At 62.0% G+C, this 14,129-nt stretch carries 14 protein-coding genes; 6 read left to right on the forward strand and 8 right to left on the reverse strand.

From position 1 onward, the window contains the following. Positions 1-38: 38 nt before the first annotated feature. Entirely contained in the window at positions 39-767 is a 729-nt protein-coding gene (locus tag ABIE20_RS05165) for a phosphatase PAP2 family protein (RefSeq protein WP_429503355.1), read from the forward strand. A 62-nt stretch (positions 768-829) separates the two neighbouring features. On the opposite strand, the gene groL is transcribed toward ABIE20_RS05165, so the two are convergent. The 5 genes from groL to ABIE20_RS05190 all read right to left on the reverse strand — a co-directional run bounded on the left by groL (position 830) and on the right by ABIE20_RS05190 (position 5,495). Beyond that, complete coding sequence (gene groL, locus ABIE20_RS05170; RefSeq protein WP_429503357.1) at positions 830-2,482, reverse strand: chaperonin GroEL; 1,653 nt, start codon at positions 2,480-2,482, stop codon at positions 830-832. A gap of 47 nt (positions 2,483-2,529) precedes the next feature. Beyond that, positions 2,530-2,823 (reverse strand): co-chaperone GroES, encoded by a 294-nt coding sequence (locus tag ABIE20_RS05175; RefSeq protein ID WP_003260750.1) that lies wholly within the window; start codon positions 2,821-2,823, stop codon positions 2,530-2,532. Positions 2,824-3,080: 257 nt separating this feature from the next. Next, positions 3,081-3,581, reverse strand: a complete 501-nt coding sequence (locus ABIE20_RS05180) for an FxsA family protein (protein ID WP_429503358.1) — start codon at positions 3,579-3,581, stop codon at positions 3,081-3,083. Between the two features lie 64 nt (positions 3,582-3,645). Beyond that, entirely contained in the window at positions 3,646-4,377 is a 732-nt protein-coding gene (locus tag ABIE20_RS05185; RefSeq protein WP_429503360.1) for a HugZ family protein, read from the reverse strand. 110 nt (positions 4,378-4,487) lie between these two features. Further along, the gene (locus ABIE20_RS05190) at positions 4,488-5,495 is read right to left on the reverse strand and encodes a DUF481 domain-containing protein (protein WP_429503362.1); all 1,008 of its coding nucleotides are present in this window, start codon (positions 5,493-5,495) and stop codon (positions 4,488-4,490) included. A 152-nt stretch (positions 5,496-5,647) separates the two neighbouring features. Here ABIE20_RS05190 and ABIE20_RS05195 point away from each other — a divergent pair, with 152 nt between their 5' ends. Both ABIE20_RS05195 and ABIE20_RS05200 read left to right on the forward strand, forming a co-directional pair. Further along, on the forward strand, positions 5,648-6,001 hold the full coding sequence (locus tag ABIE20_RS05195) for an MGMT family protein (protein WP_429503364.1): 354 nt from the start codon (positions 5,648-5,650) through the stop codon (positions 5,999-6,001). Positions 6,002-6,044: 43 nt separating this feature from the next. Then, the gene (locus tag ABIE20_RS05200; RefSeq protein ID WP_429503366.1) at positions 6,045-7,586 is read left to right on the forward strand and encodes an AmpG family muropeptide MFS transporter; all 1,542 of its coding nucleotides are present in this window, start codon (positions 6,045-6,047) and stop codon (positions 7,584-7,586) included. 24 nt (positions 7,587-7,610) lie between these two features. Here the strand turns inward: ABIE20_RS05200 and ABIE20_RS05205 are convergent, their stop codons facing one another. The 3 genes from ABIE20_RS05205 to ABIE20_RS05215 form a co-directional block, all read right to left on the reverse strand. Then, complete coding sequence (locus ABIE20_RS05205; RefSeq protein ID WP_429503368.1) at positions 7,611-8,861, reverse strand: MFS transporter; 1,251 nt, start codon at positions 8,859-8,861, stop codon at positions 7,611-7,613. 154 nt (positions 8,862-9,015) lie between these two features. Next, complete coding sequence (locus ABIE20_RS05210; protein ID WP_429503370.1) at positions 9,016-9,858, reverse strand: mechanosensitive ion channel family protein; 843 nt, start codon at positions 9,856-9,858, stop codon at positions 9,016-9,018. A 116-nt stretch (positions 9,859-9,974) separates the two neighbouring features. Beyond that, a complete protein-coding gene (locus tag ABIE20_RS05215; RefSeq protein WP_010220808.1) occupies positions 9,975-10,460 on the reverse strand; it encodes a YajQ family cyclic di-GMP-binding protein in 486 nt (161 codons plus the stop codon). Between the two features lie 113 nt (positions 10,461-10,573). Between ABIE20_RS05215 and ABIE20_RS05220 the strand changes: the two genes are divergently transcribed. From ABIE20_RS05220 to ABIE20_RS05230, 3 genes are read left to right on the forward strand one after another with little or no spacing between them, the layout of a single operon-like run. Next, on the forward strand, positions 10,574-11,491 hold the full coding sequence (locus ABIE20_RS05220) for a putative 2-dehydropantoate 2-reductase (protein WP_429503373.1): 918 nt from the start codon (positions 10,574-10,576) through the stop codon (positions 11,489-11,491). A 51-nt stretch (positions 11,492-11,542) separates the two neighbouring features. Beyond that, positions 11,543-13,555 (forward strand): sensor histidine kinase, encoded by a 2,013-nt coding sequence (locus ABIE20_RS05225; RefSeq protein WP_429503374.1) that lies wholly within the window; start codon positions 11,543-11,545, stop codon positions 13,553-13,555. Between the two features lie 2 nt (positions 13,556-13,557). Next, complete coding sequence (locus ABIE20_RS05230) at positions 13,558-14,118, forward strand: cob(I)yrinic acid a,c-diamide adenosyltransferase (RefSeq protein ID WP_429503376.1); 561 nt, start codon at positions 13,558-13,560, stop codon at positions 14,116-14,118. The last annotated feature ends 11 nt before the right edge of the window (positions 14,119-14,129 follow it).

Here is a 14,129-nt window from a genome sequence, read left to right on the forward strand (position 1 = left end):
CCGGTCGGACTGCCCCCTTTGACCTGCCTGGACTTGCCATGTCACGACCTGCCTATTCCCGTCCGCTGAATTTCTGGATTGCCCTGGGCATTCCCGCCATCACCGCGCTGATACTGATCCTGCTGGAACTGACCTCACTGGACATGGACCTGGCCAAGCTGGCCTTCGACCCGGTGGCCGGGGAGTTCATTGGCCGGCACAGCTACTTTCTCGAAGACATCCTGCATGACCGGGCGAAACAGGCGGTGATTGTCCTGGGCCTACTGGCGGTTGCCGCCTTTGCCGCGAGCTTCTTCTGGTCGCGGCTGGTCAACTGGCGGCGGGAACTGGGCTGCCTGGTGCTGGCCATGGGCTTGTCGACCGGCTTTGTCACGCCGCTCAAGGCGGTAACCGCCGTGCAGTGCCAGTGGAGCCTGAGCGAATTCGGCGGCAAGGAGACCTACAGCGAACTGCTCAGCCCGCGCCCGGCTACCGACAAGCCCGGACGCTGCTGGCCAGGCGGCCATGCCGCGACCGGCTTTACCCTGTTTGCGCTGTTTTTTGTTTTGCGCGATCGGCGCCCGCGCCTGGCCAGGGCCGCGCTGCTGTTCGCCTTTGGCCTGGGCACGCTGTTTTCGGTAGGGCGCATGTTGCAGGGCGCGCACTTTTTTTCGCACAACGTGTGGACGGCGGTGTTTTGCTGGCTGATCGGCCTTGGCTGTTATTACTGGGTGCTGTATCGCCGGCCGGTTGAGGTGAAGCAGGACGCGCTGGTTCCTGCAGAGTAAAAACGCAGGCATAAAAAAGCCCCGCACAAGGCGGGGCTCTTTATCGAACGGGTAAAGCTGGCTTACATCATGCCGCCCATGCCGCCCATACCACCCATGCCGCCCATGTCTGGCATGCCGCCGCCAGCACCAGCTTCTACTGGAGCGTCAGCAACCATGGCTTCGGTAGTGATCATCAGACCACCGATCGAAGCAGCAGCTTGCAGGGCCGAACGGGTTACCTTGGCAGGGTCCAGGATACCCATCTCGATCATGTCGCCGTACTCGCCGGTAGCAGCGTTGTAACCGAAGTTGCCGGAACCTTGCTTGACCTTGTCGACGACTACGCTTGGCTCATCGCCGGCGTTGGCAACGATCTGGCGCAGTGGCGCTTCAACAGCGCGACGCAGCAGCTGGATACCGACGTTCTGGTCTTCGTTGTCGCCTTTGAGCTCGGAGATAGCTTGCAGCGAGCGAACCAGGGCAACACCACCGCCAGGCACCACGCCTTCTTCGACGGCTGCACGGGTCGCGTGCAGGGCGTCTTCAACGCGGGCTTTCTTCTCTTTCATTTCGACTTCGGTGCCAGCACCGACCTTGATCACGGCAACACCGCCAGCCAGCTTGGCCAGACGCTCTTGCAGTTTTTCACGGTCGTAGTCCGAGGAAGTTTCGGCAACCTGAGTGCGGATCTGGGCGATACGCGCTTCGATGTCGCCTTGTACACCAGCGCCGTCGACGATGATGGTGTTTTCCTTGGACAGGGTCACACGCTTGGCGTTACCCAGGTGCTCCAGGGTAGCGGACTCCAGGCTCAGGCCGATTTCTTCGGAGATCACGGTACCGCCGGTCAGGACAGCGATGTCCTGCAGCATGGCCTTGCGGCGATCGCCGAAGCCAGGGGCCTTGACCGCAGCAACCTTGACGATGCCGCGCATGTTGTTGACTACCAGGGTAGCCAGCGCTTCGCCTTCGACGTCTTCAGCCACGATCAGCAGTGGACGGCCGGCCTTGGCAACGGCTTCCAGAACTGGCAGCAGTTCGCGGATGTTGGAGATTTTCTTGTCAACCAGCAGCAGCAGCGGGCCATCCAGCTCGGCGACCATGGTGTCTGGTTTGTTGACGAAGTAAGGGGACAGGTAGCCGCGGTCGAACTGCATGCCTTCTACGACCGACAGTTCGTTTTCCAGGCCCGAGCCTTCTTCGACGGTGATCACGCCCTCTTTACCGACTTTTTCCATGGCTTCGGCGATGATGTCACCGATGGAGTTGTCGGAGTTGGCCGAGATGGTACCGACCTGAGCGATGGCCTTGGAGTCGGCGCATGGCTTGGACAGGGACTTCAGCTCTTTGACGATGGCGATGGTGGCTTTGTCGATACCACGCTTGAGGTCCATCGGGTTCATGCCGGCAGCAACGGCTTTCAGGCCTTCGCTGACAATGGCCTGAGCCAGAACGGTAGCGGTGGTGGTGCCGTCACCGGCTTCATCGTTGGCCTTGGAGGCTACGTCTTTGAGCAGCTGGGCGCCCATGTTTTCGAAGGCGTCTTTGAGCTCGATTTCTTTGGCAACCGAAACACCGTCTTTGGTGATGGTTGGAGCGCCGAAGCTCTTGGCCAGAACAACGTTACGGCCTTTCGGGCCCAGGGTGGCTTTTACAGCGTCAGCCAGAACGTTGACACCAACGAGCATTTTCTTACGGGCGGAGTCGCCGAATTTTACGTCTTTAGCAGCCATGATCGTTTAATCCTTGAATACTTTGGAGTAACGGGAAACCAGCGGAATCAGCCTTCGATGACAGCGAGAATTTCGTTCTCAGCCATCACCAGCAGGTCTTCGCCGTCAACTTTCACAGTGTTGCTGCCCGAGTAAGGGCCGAAAACCACCTTGTCACCCACTTTCACGGCCAGCGCACGCACTTCACCGTTGTCCAGGATGCGACCGGTACCTACAGCGACGACTTCGCCACGGTTAGGTTTTTCAGCGGCCGAACCTGGCAGAACGATACCGCCAGCGGTTTTCGATTCTTCTTCGCTGCGACGGATAACGACGCGGTCATGCAGAGGACGAAGCTTCATTGTCGATCTCTCCTAATTGTGGTTTTCATCGGCCGGTATCGACACCGGCGGGTTGATGCTTGCGGCGTAGCCGCTCGTAGCCCGCGGGGCGGACCACACATGTAATGTCTGGTGCAAATCACCAGAAACCTTGCGGTGACCCATACATGAGGTCGCCAAGATCAATTACAAGGCTTGGCTGTGAAAATTTTTAGCGATTTGCTCCGTGCAAAGCAAAACGGCCCCAAAGGGGGCCGTTGGCAAAGCACAGGTAACCTTTACAGGTCCCGAGGATTGCGCAGGTTAGGCTGGGCAGGATCGTCACGACCAACCACTTCACCTTCGATCACCGTTGGCTGATGGCCACCGGGCTGGCCCGGACGCGCCATGAACGGATCATCGCCAAAGGCGCGCTGGCGCATGGCCTGAGCCTCGGCGCGCTCACGCATCTTGCGCCCGAGCAGGCGGCGGGTGAACGGCAGCAGGCAGACCAGGCCAATCACGTCACTGATAAAGCCTGGCAACAGCAGCAGGCCGCCACCAAGCGCCAGCATCAGGCCATGGAACATGTCTTCTGCGGGCAGTTCGCCACGTTGCAGGCTCTCGCGGGCACGCAGGGCGGTAGCCAGGCCCGCCACCCGCACCACCAGCACGCCCAGGGCGGAGCCGGCGATGATCAGCAGCAGCGCCGCAAAGAAGCCGATCGCGGTGCTGACCTTGAAAAACACATACAGCTCCAGCACCGGAAAAATCAGAAACAGCAATAGAAAAGCACGCATCAACGGTTCCTCTGCGCAAGATGTCCTTGCAGTAGACCTTTAATGGATGCGATCCATCGCCATTTCAAGCCTCGGCGGTCTCACGCTGTGGCCATTGATCGGCGCGGGCCAGAAAAACCAGGGCTTCGCGTACTTGTATCGGCGTGTTGCAAGGCGCCGCGAACGGTAGCCAGTGCAGCGCCTGACCAATGCGCAGGTGCATGCCCTCGCTGTCGATGCCGACCATTTGCGCCGCCATACCCTGAGGCAGGCCGCTGAGCTGGACGTAGTGTTCGATAGCGTTGGCATGATCGCTGTTCATGTGCTCGATCATGCTCTGTTCGGCTTTGCCGGCAAAGGGGTTTGCCAGGGTCAGGTGATCGACCCAGTGAATAGCGCCGAAGCCGCCGATATAGCGATGGCGCACCGGCTTGAGCACCCAGAAGTCGAAATCGTGGGCTTTATGGTAGTTGGCCGATTCGGGGAAATAGCGATAGTAACGCTCTGCTGCGGCTTCAACCGCTTCGACCTCGACCAACTGCTGGGCCTCGGCCAGCACGGTCAGGCGCCCCACTGCCTGGACATCCTCGGCGTCGCGCTCGCCCACCAGCAACGAACACTTGGGGTCTTTTTGCAGATTGTGGGTGTGCTGGGCGATACGGCTGATCAGGATCAACGGGTTGCCGTCGGCATCCAGGCAGTAGGGCACCACCGAACCGAAGGGAAACCCCGGCATCGACTTGGAATGGGTCGACAGCACCCCGCGGTATTCCTTGAGCAGCAGCTCCCGTGCCTGTATTGCGGCTTTTGCGCTCACTGTATGACTCCCCGCTCGATAAACGTCGTAATGCTGGCCGCGCGTACAAGCACACGACCAGGCTAGTTAACCGACAAAATAATCATTATCGCTCAGGGTTGCCAGCGTGCTTACCAGGCGACGCCGAAACCTGCGGTATAGCGGGTCTTGTCCAGGTCGCTGTCGCGGGTGCCGCTGATGATGTCTTTCTCGGCCTTGAGGTTGAGCGAGGCCCACTCGGTGACCTTGTAGCGCAGGCCGACCTCGGCATCCAGGGCGTACTCGGCGACGCCGCCCAGCGGCTTGCCGACTTCGCCGTTGGTGAAGAACTCGACGCGCTTGCCGATCAGGTAGCGGTTGTAGTCCCACTTCATGGCCAGCGAGTAGAAGTTGTCCTTGCCGCCGTCTGCATATTCATAGTCGGTGCGGTTGACCAGCGAACCGAGGGAGAACGCGCCCAGTTCGTCATCCCAGAACTGGTAGCCCGGGCCGGTACCCACGGTGCGCTGGCGGGCGAGGTCTTCGATATGGTCGCGCTTGTATTCCAGGCGGCCCTGCCAGAACCACTTCTCGGTGATGAAGCGATCCAGCGCGTATTCGGCGCTCCAGTTATTGGTGGTAGTGACGTCGTCCTTGCTCTCGCGGTTGTACTCGCCTTCGGCCTGGTGGCGCCAGCGACCGTGGCGTGCCGTGGTCTTGAAGTCGATGTCGTAGTCGTCGCTGTTGGTTTCGGCGCGCTTGTAGTCCATGGCCAGGTCGACGTTACCCTTCCACGACAGGTCCTCGACCACAGGCTTTGGCTTCATGATCTGCTGGATGCTGGCCAGCTCGACGGTCTTGGGCGTTTCGCCGTTGGCCAGGGTGACCTTGCCATTGTCCGCAGCGTGCAACGATTTGGCCTTTTCGCCCGTATAGGCGTCCTGCTTGACCAGCAGTTCCTGATCGCTCTCCAGGGTTTTGACCTGCTTCCAGTCCAGGGCAATGGAGCCGCCGTAAGATGTTTCAAGCAACAGTTTGCCGCCATCGAAGACCTTGATCTTGCCGCTCAGCTTGTCACCGTTTTTCATCCACACGGTGTCGGCAAGGGCGGGGGAACAGACAGCGGCGAGGGCAACGCACAACAGGGCTCTTGGAAACATAAGCGGCAACGGACTCGGGTTCGCGAAAAAAGTCGGGCATTATCCAGATACCCGCCATCAGAGCAAGGACTGACCTGCACCATGTCGATGAGTTCAATTCTTATTTGCCCGCTCTGCCCCGCGCCTGCTGCGCGGTATCGGCGAATCCTGCGATGAACGGGATTCCTGGCGATCCGACCGAAAGTGCCGAAGCCCGACGAATGGCACTCTACCTGGTGCTTGGCCAGGTGCCCGAGGGCAAGGTGATCAGCTACGGCGAGCTGGCCCGAGTGGCCGGTTTGGGCCGCGCGGCGCGCTGGGTCGGGCGTACCCTGAGCCAGCTGCCCGCAGATACCCAGTTGCCCTGGCACCGGGTGCTGGGCGCTGGTGGGCGCCTGAGCCTGGCCCTGGGAACCCCTTCGGGCGACGAGCAACGTGCGCGACTACGAGCAGAAGGCGTCACCCTGCACAATAATCGTGTGGATATGTTGCGCCATGGCTGGCGCCCGATGGAGCACAGCGGTTAGAGTGCGCGCTTTGTTTTCGTAAACTTGAGGCAGATGTTGGCCCATGCCCCGTAAAACCTGGCGCGCTGCGCTCGCTGCCTATGCCAGCCCGTCGACACTGGTGCTGTTGTTGCTCGGCTTTGCCGCTGGCTTGCCTTACATGCTGGTGTTTTCGACCCTGTCGGTTTGGCTGCGCGAGGCCGGCGTGGCCCGTGAAACCATCGGTTATGCCAGCCTGATCGGCCTGGCGTATGCCTTCAAATGGGTGTGGTCACCGCTGCTTGACCAATGGCGCCTGCCGTTGCTCGGCAAACTCGGGCGCCGCCGCTCCTGGCTGGTGCTGTCGCAAATCCTGGTGGTTATCGGCCTGATCGGCATGGGCTTCTGCGACCCGCAAAAGCACCTGTCCTGGCTGATTGCCCTGGCGGTGCTGGTGGCCTTTGCCTCGGCCACCCAGGACATCGCCGTCGACGCCTACCGCCTGGAAATCGCCGACGACCAGCGCCAGGCCGCGCTGGCTGCCAGTTACATGGCCGGCTACCGGGTTGCTGCGCTGCTGGCCACCGCCGGTGCCTTGTTCTTCGCCGAAGGCTTCGGCTCAACCGGCTTCAGCTACCTGCACAAAGCCTGGACCGGCACCTACGTGCTGTTCGGCGTGCTGATGCTGCCTGCAGTCATCACTACTCTGTTGATGCGTGAACCGCCGGTGCCACTGCGCACCCAGCTGTCGGCGGCGCGCTATGGCCTGGCCCACCAGCTGGTATCGGTATTCGTGCTGATCGTGCTGCTGGTCTCGGTACCGGCCACCTTCACCCAGCTGTACAACACCGATTTCGCCAGCGTGCTGTTCGAGGGCGTCAGCCTGCTCGACCTGCTGCTCGAAGACCGCGCCTTCCTGCGCGCGATCCTCTACATCTCCCTCACCGCATTGTGCCTGTCGGCCATGGGCCGCCGCGGCCTGGCGCCGGTACTGACCCCGGTCAACGACTTCATCACCCGCTATCGCTGGCAGGCGTTGCTGCTGCTCGGGCTGATCGCTACCTACCGGATGTCCGACACGGTAATGGGGGTGATGGCCAACGTTTTCTACATCGACCAGGGCTTCACCAAGGACCAGATCGCCAGCGTCAGCAAGATCTTCGGCCTGATCATGACCCTGGTCGGCGCCGGATTCGGCGGCCTGCTGATCGTGCGCTTCGGCATTCTGCCGATTCTGTTCATCGGTGGCGTGGCGTCGGCGGCAACCAACATCCTGTTCCTGATGCTCGCCGACATGGGCGCCAACCTGCAGATGCTGATCGTCACCATCTCACTGGACAACTTCAGTTCCGGCCTGGCCACCTCGGCATTCGTCGCCTACCTGTCGAGCCTGACCAACCTCAAGTTCTCGGCGACCCAGTACGCCCTGCTCAGCTCGATCATGCTGCTGTTGCCGCGGCTGATCGGCGGGTACTCAGGGGTCATGGTTGAGAAGTTCGGTTACCACGACTTCTTCCTCATCACCGCCCTGCTCGGCGTGCCGACCCTGATCCTGATCGCCCTGCAATGGCGCCAGGAGCGCGGCAAGCAGGAACCGCTCGAGAACCAGGTTGCAGAACGCCCCTGAGCCGCACTGAGGCTATCGCCGGGATTACTCCGGGATAGCCTCGGGCAGTTTGCTGGAAGCGCTCAGAACGACCCACAGCGGCCATAGCGCCAGAATCCCCGCAGCGCCCGCCGCCAGGGCGAAGTCCACCAGGCTGGCACCCGCGCCGAGCATTGCCAGCAACGCCCCGCCAAGGCCCAGCAGAGCAATGGTGATCATCCCCAGCATCGCCGACACCAGGCCCTTGCTCTGCTCGCTGGAGAACAGCGTCATGCGGTACAGCACGGCATTGGCGATGCCCAGGCCCAGCGCATACACCGACATGCCGAGCACCAGGCTCAGTACCGACGGCATCAGCCAGGTGCCAAGCATCATGCCCAGCAGCCCGATCAGGAACGGCCACAAGGCCAGGCGTACCAGGGCGGTCAGCGCATAGCGGTCAGCGATGCGGTTGATCACCAGGTTGCCGAGGATCAGCCCGCCGAACACCGGCAACTGCCACAGGGCGTAATCCAGGGTGCTCAAGCCCTCGTCATGAATCAGCAGCACCGGCGACAGGCCGATCCAGCCGATCAGCGGCAAGCCGACCAGGCCGAGGGCTGCACTGCCGGCGACAAAGCGGCGGTTGGCCAGCAGTTGCCCGTAGCCGGCCAGCAACGGCAGCAAGTGGATCGGCTGGAACGCCAGGCGCGAGCCGTCGCGGCGCTCGACGCCGAGGGTTTCCGGCATGAACCGGTACAGGGCAAACCAGGCCAGCACGGCCGCCGCGCCGAACAGCACAAACAGCCAGCGCCACGACACCCACTCCAGCAGCAGAGTACCGACCAACGGGCCGAGCAGTGGCGAGAGCAAGGCGATATTGGCCAGCAAGGCCATCATCCGCACCGCGTCGGCCTCGCTGAACGCCTCGTTGAGCGCCGGGTAGCTGACGGTCACGACAAAGCCCAGGCCAATGCCCTGAAGCAGGCGCAACAGGTTGAACAGCTCGATGCTCTGTACCCAGAAGGTGGCGATGCAGGCCAGGCAGAAGAACGCGCAACCGCCCAGCAGCAGCGGCCTGCGGCCGTATCGGTCGGCCAGCGGGCCGATCAGCCATTGCAGTACGACGCCACCGAGCAGGTAGAGGTTCAGGGCGTGGGGAATGAACTCGGGGCTGGCATTCAGGTCGCCGACCACCACCGGCATGGCCGGCATCACCACGTCACTGGCGAGGTAGGTGAGCAGTTCGAACAGCGCCAGGGTCATGGCGAAACAAAACGCCCGCAGCGGCGTGATGTTGATCAGGGGGGTAAGCATGATAAGACCGGGCAAACAGAAGTAAGCGAGCCTATATGCCAGAAAGCACTGGGCGCAGATAGCGCGAAGACGTGAACAAGTGTAATGGCTGCTGAAAGCATCGCGGGGCAAGCCCGCTCCCACCTGGTAGGAGCGGGCTTGCCCCGCGAAAGGTTTACTGCACCGCCGCTTCCTGCACCACGCGGATCACCCGCTGCGGAAAGGGAATGTCGATGCCTTCGGCCTTGAGGCGGTCACGGGCATGCTCATTGAGCATGAACATCACGTCCCAATAGTCGGCGGTGTTGACCCAGATACGCAGCGATACGGTGATCGAGCTGTCGCCCAGGGTCGAAATCACTGCCTGCGGCGCCGGGTCCTGGTGTACCCGTGGGTCCTGGGCCAGTTCCAGCAGCACGTTGCGGGCCTTTTGCAGGTCGGCGTCGTAGTCGACACCGACATCGAACACCACCTTGCGCGTTGGCTGGCGGTTGGTGTTGGTGATGATGCCGTTGGACAGGCTGCCGTTAGGCAGGATCACAGTCTTGTTGTCGCCGGTACGCAGCACGGTGTGAAAGATCTGGATGCTGTCGACGGTACCCGCGACACCCTGGGCTTCGATCCAGTCGCCGATGCGAAACGGACGGAACAGCAAAATCAGCACGCCGCCGGCGAAGTTGGCCAGGCTGCCCTGCAGCGCCAGGCCAATGGCCAGGCCCGCAGCACCGATGGCCGCGACGAACGAAGTAGTCTCGATGCCAATCATCGAAGCCACGCTGACAATCAGCAGGATCTTCAGGATGATATTGGCCAGGCTGCTGATGAAGCCTTGCAGGGCCAGGTCGGCGTTGCGCAGGGCCAGCAGTTTGCCCAGGCGGTAGGTAACCTTGTTGATTACCCACCAGCCGATGGCCAGGGTCAGCAGCGCCAGCAACAGGCGGCTGCCGTATTCCATGATCAGCGGAAGCCAGGTTTGCGAAGCCTTGACCAGCTGGTCAACCTCAGCGTTTAAATCCATCGTATATTCTCCTGATGCCGGGCGGCAAAGAGCTGAAAAAGACCTGCCGCAAACGTTTCAGCGGCACCTCGGCCCTCGGACGCTAAAAAGGCACCAAGGTTCCGGGCGCCGTGACTTCAGTCGCGGAAATTGTTGAACTGCAGGGGCATGCCGAACTCTTTGGCGCGCAGGGCGGCGATCGCTTCTTGCAGATCGTCGCGCTTCTTGCCGGTGACGCGTACCTGCTCGCCCTGGATGGCGGCCTGGACCTTGAGCTTGGCATCCTTGATATGAGCGACGATTTTCTTCGCCAGTTCTTTATCGATACCCTCTTTGAGCACCGCTTCCTGCTTCATGACCTTGCCCGAAGCGAAGGCGTCCTTCACTTCCAGGCACTGTACGTCGATCTTGCGCTTGACCAGGGCCAGCTTGAGGATGTCGATCATCGCTTCGAGCTGGAATTCGGCTTCGGCGGTCAGGTTGACGGTCAGTTCCTTTTCCTTGAACTCGAAGCTGCCCTTGCCCTTGAGGTCATAGCGGCGGTCCAGTTCCTTGACTGCGTTTTCTACGGCGTTGGTGACTTCGTGCTTGTCCAGTTCCGATACCACGTCGAACGACGGCATACCTTTTCTCCAAAAAATAAAGGCACCCTCGCGGCTCTGCTGAAAGAGCGCGATGGAGCGCGCAGGGTTTGACGGTTAAAATACCGGATCATTATAACGGTTGCGAAACGCTGATGAGCAGCACCTGGCATATTCTCGGCGCCGGCAGTCTGGGCAGCCTCTGGGCCTGCCGGCTGGCCCGCGCCGGCAAACCGGTCCGGCTGATCCTGCGCGACAAGGCGCGGCTGCAGGCCTATGAGGCCGCAGGCGGCCTGACCCTGGTCGAACAGGGTCAGGCGCAACTGCAGGCGATCCCGGCGCAACTGGCCGACGACAACACGCCGATCCACCGCTTGCTGGTAGCCTGCAAAGCCTACGACGCCGAACAGGCGGTGGCGCAACTGGCGCCGCGCCTGGCCAGGGATGCCGAGCTGATCCTGCTGCAAAACGGTCTGGGTAGCCAGGAAGCGGTAGCCAACCGCGTGCCTCACGCCCGCTGTGTCTGCGCCTCCAGCACCGAAGGCGCGTTCCGCGAGCAGGACTGGCAGGTTAATTTCGCCGGTCACGGCTTCAACTGGCTTGGCGATCCAGCCAACCCCGGCGCCCCGGACTGGCTCGACGACCTGAGCGACGCCGGCATTCCCCACCAGTGGACTCCGGACATCCTCACCCGCCTGTGGCGCAAGCTGGCGCTCAACTGTGCGATCAACCCGCTGACCGTGCTGCATGACTGCCGCAATGGCGGCCTGCAGGCGCACCACTGCGAAGTCGCCACCCTCTGCGCCGAACTTGCCGAACTGCTGCAGTACTGCGGCCAACCCGAGGCGGCCGAGGGCCTGGTCGAAGAAGTGGAACGGGTGATCCACGCCACGGCGGCCAACTACTCTTCCATGTACCAGGATGTTCGCCACGGCCGGCGCACCGAAATCCACTACCTGCTCGGCCATGCCTGCCGCACCGCCAGCCGCCACGGCCGGCAGCTGCCGCACCTGGAACGGCTGTACCGGCGCCTGGTCGAACACCTGAACACGCGCCGATTGCCCAGCGACTGAGCACGGCGCTACCCTGCCCTATCACTTGACGACCAGGAATACGCCTTTCACATGACCTTGCGCGAACGCCTGGAGAACCTGCCGGTTGGCCAGAAGTTGCTGGCCGCCCTGCTAGTGCTGCTGATCACCATCCTGCTGGTGGCCAACCTGACCTTTATCAGCGCCGCCTACTGGATTTCCCAGGAGAGCATGGCCCCGCAGGCCCTGCAGACCATCGGTCGGCTGGTGTCCAATCCGCAACTGGCGCAACAGGCCAGCGATTCGCCGGAGGCCGCCAAGGCCCTGCTCAAGGAACTCGACACCTACACCCCGCTACGCGCCGCCGCCCTGTACGGCAGTGACGGCAAGATGCTCGCGCAGTTGCAGCATGGCGAAGCGCTGCCGCTGCCCAAGCGTTATCGCAACATCGACAACTGGCGCCTGACCGAATTTCGCAGCACGCAACTGGTGAGCCTGACGCGCGCGGGCGGCCCGCCCGGCCATCTGCTGCTGGTGGCCAGCAGCGAACTGCCGATGGCCTTCTACACCGGCACCCTGACCGCGAGCCTGGGTATCCTGGTGTTCAGCATCCTGCTATGGATGATCATTGCCCGGCAGATCAAGCGTCTGATCACCCAGCCGATCTACCAGCTCGAAGAACTCTCGCGCCAGGTCACCCGCGAAGAAAACTACGCCCTGCGCGCTAAACGCGGCAACGATGATGAAATCGGCAGCCTGGCCGACGCTTTCAACACCATGCTCTCGCGCATCGAAGCCCGCGAGCAGCAGCTCAAGCGTACCCGCGACGAGTTCCAGGACGCCTACGACCAGGCTCAGGGCCTGGCCGAAGAAACCCGCCACACCAACCGCAAGCTTGAGCTGGAAGTCCAGGTCCGCAGCAAGATCGAGAAAAAACTCACCGGCTTTCAGAATTATCTCAACAGCATCATCGACTCCATGCCCTCGGCGCTGATCGCCCTCGACGAACAGCTCTACGTCACCCAGTGGAACCAGGAAGCCAGCGCGCTTTCCGGCACGCCCCTGGACGAAGCGCTGAACCAGCCGATATTCCTCGCCTTCGAACCGCTCAAGCCGTTCCTGCCGCAGCTCAAGGAGAGCGTCGAAAAACACCGGGTGGCGAAGATCGAGCGGGTGACCTGGACCAAGGACGACGACGCCCGTCACTACGCCCTGACCTTCTATCCGCTGATGGGCGGTGGTGGCCGTGGCGTAGTGATCCGCATCGATGACATCACCCAGCGCCTGTCGCTGGAAGAAATGATGGTGCAGTCGGAGAAGATGCTTTCGGTCGGCGGCCTGGCAGCCGGCATGGCCCACGAGATCAACAACCCATTGGGCGCCATCCTGCACAACGTGCAGAACATTCGCCGGCGGCTGTCGCCTGACCTTGCCAAGAACCTCGAGCAGGCCGACGAAATCGGCATCGACCTGCCCACCGTCAACCGCTACCTGGAAAGCCGCGAAGTGCCGCAGTTGCTCGACGGCATCCAGCAGGCCGGTGCCCGCGCGGCAAAAATCGTCACCCACATGCTCAGCTTCAGCCGGCGCAGCAACCGCCAGCTGGCGCCTTGCGACCTGCCGGCGCTGATCGACCAGGCGGTGGAAATTGCCGGCAACGACTTCGACCTGGCGATCGGTTTCGACTTCAAGGGCCAGGCCATCGTCCGCCAGTTCGACCCCAACCTCGGCCCGGTGCCGTGCACCGCCAACGAACTGGAACAGGTGCTGCTCAACCTGCTGAAAAACGCCGCCCAGGCCATTCACCTGCGCCAGGACGACAGCGAACCCGGGCGTATTACCCTGCGCACCCGGCTCAACCCGCCGTGGGCGGAGATCCAGGTTGAAGACAACGGCATTGGCATGCCCGAAGCCGTGCGTAAACGCACCTTCGAGCCGTTCTTCACCACCAAGGAAATCGGCCAGGGCACGGGCCTGGGCCTGTCGGTGTCGTATTTCATCATCACCAACAATCACAAGGGGCAGATGGAAGTGCAATCGGCACCGGGCCAGGGCACCTGCTTCACCTTGCGCCTGCCACTTGCCCCCCTGAAAACGGAGTCTTGAGCATGGGTTTTCGTTTGTCGAAGATCTACACCCGCACCGGCGACAAAGGTGAAACCGGCCTGGGCGATGGCCGCCGCGTGCCCAAGGACCACCCGCGGATCGAAGCGATTGGCGAGGTCGATAGCCTCAACAGCCAACTGGGCCTGTTGCTGGCCGGGTTGGCTGAACAGGGGCTGGATGAGCTCAGTGAAGTGTTGGCGCCGTGTCAGCACCGGCTGTTCGATCTGGGCGGGGAACTGGCAATGCCTGCTTACCAGGCGCTCAACAACGCAGAAGTGGAACGCCTGGAGGCGGCGATCGACCGCTGGAACGAAGAACTGGGGCCGTTGGAAAACTTCATCCTGCCCAGTGGTTCGGCGCTGATTGCCCAGGCCCACGTGTGCCGCAGCCTGGCCCGCAGTGCCGAGCGGCGCTGCCAGCATTTGAACAGTGTCGAGCCGTTGGCCGGGGTGGGCCTGGCGTATATCAATCGGTTGTCGGATTTGCTGTTTGTCGCGGCGCGCTTGATAGCGCGGCGTCAGGGGGTGGCCGAGGTGTTGTGGCAGGCAGCGGCCAAGCCTTGACGGCCTCATCG

It is taken from the genome of Pseudomonas sp. 2835, from assembly GCF_050435905.1.
GTDB lineage: Bacteria > Pseudomonadota > Gammaproteobacteria > Pseudomonadales > Pseudomonadaceae > Aquipseudomonas.

What these genes read in the sequence shown, in the direction of transcription:
- ABIE20_RS05220 (WP_429503373.1), top strand. Translation starts at nt 10,574, where the DNA reads ATGAGCAGCACCTGGCATATTCTCGGCGCCGGCAGTCTGGGCAGCCTC.
- ABIE20_RS05230 (WP_429503376.1), top strand. Translation starts at nt 13,558, where the DNA reads ATGGGTTTTCGTTTGTCGAAGATCTACACCCGCACCGGCGACAAAGGT.
- ABIE20_RS05225 (WP_429503374.1), top strand. Translation starts at nt 11,543, where the DNA reads ATGACCTTGCGCGAACGCCTGGAGAACCTGCCGGTTGGCCAGAAGTTG.
- ABIE20_RS05205 (WP_429503368.1), bottom strand. Translation starts at nt 8,861, where the DNA reads ATGCTTACCCCCCTGATCAACATCACGCCGCTGCGGGCGTTTTGTTTC.
- ABIE20_RS05215 (WP_010220808.1), bottom strand. Translation starts at nt 10,460, where the DNA reads ATGCCGTCGTTCGACGTGGTATCGGAACTGGACAAGCACGAAGTCACC.
- ABIE20_RS05175 (WP_003260750.1), bottom strand. Translation starts at nt 2,823, where the DNA reads ATGAAGCTTCGTCCTCTGCATGACCGCGTCGTTATCCGTCGCAGCGAA.
- ABIE20_RS05200 (WP_429503366.1), top strand. Translation starts at nt 6,045, where the DNA reads ATGCCCCGTAAAACCTGGCGCGCTGCGCTCGCTGCCTATGCCAGCCCG.
- ABIE20_RS05190 (WP_429503362.1), bottom strand. Translation starts at nt 5,495, where the DNA reads ATGTTTCCAAGAGCCCTGTTGTGCGTTGCCCTCGCCGCTGTCTGTTCC.
- groL (WP_429503357.1), bottom strand. Translation starts at nt 2,482, where the DNA reads ATGGCTGCTAAAGACGTAAAATTCGGCGACTCCGCCCGTAAGAAAATG.
- ABIE20_RS05210 (WP_429503370.1), bottom strand. Translation starts at nt 9,858, where the DNA reads ATGGATTTAAACGCTGAGGTTGACCAGCTGGTCAAGGCTTCGCAAACC.
- ABIE20_RS05165 (WP_429503355.1), top strand. Translation starts at nt 39, where the DNA reads ATGTCACGACCTGCCTATTCCCGTCCGCTGAATTTCTGGATTGCCCTG.
- ABIE20_RS05180 (WP_429503358.1), bottom strand. Translation starts at nt 3,581, where the DNA reads ATGCGTGCTTTTCTATTGCTGTTTCTGATTTTTCCGGTGCTGGAGCTG.
- ABIE20_RS05195 (WP_429503364.1), top strand. Translation starts at nt 5,648, where the DNA reads ATGAACGGGATTCCTGGCGATCCGACCGAAAGTGCCGAAGCCCGACGA.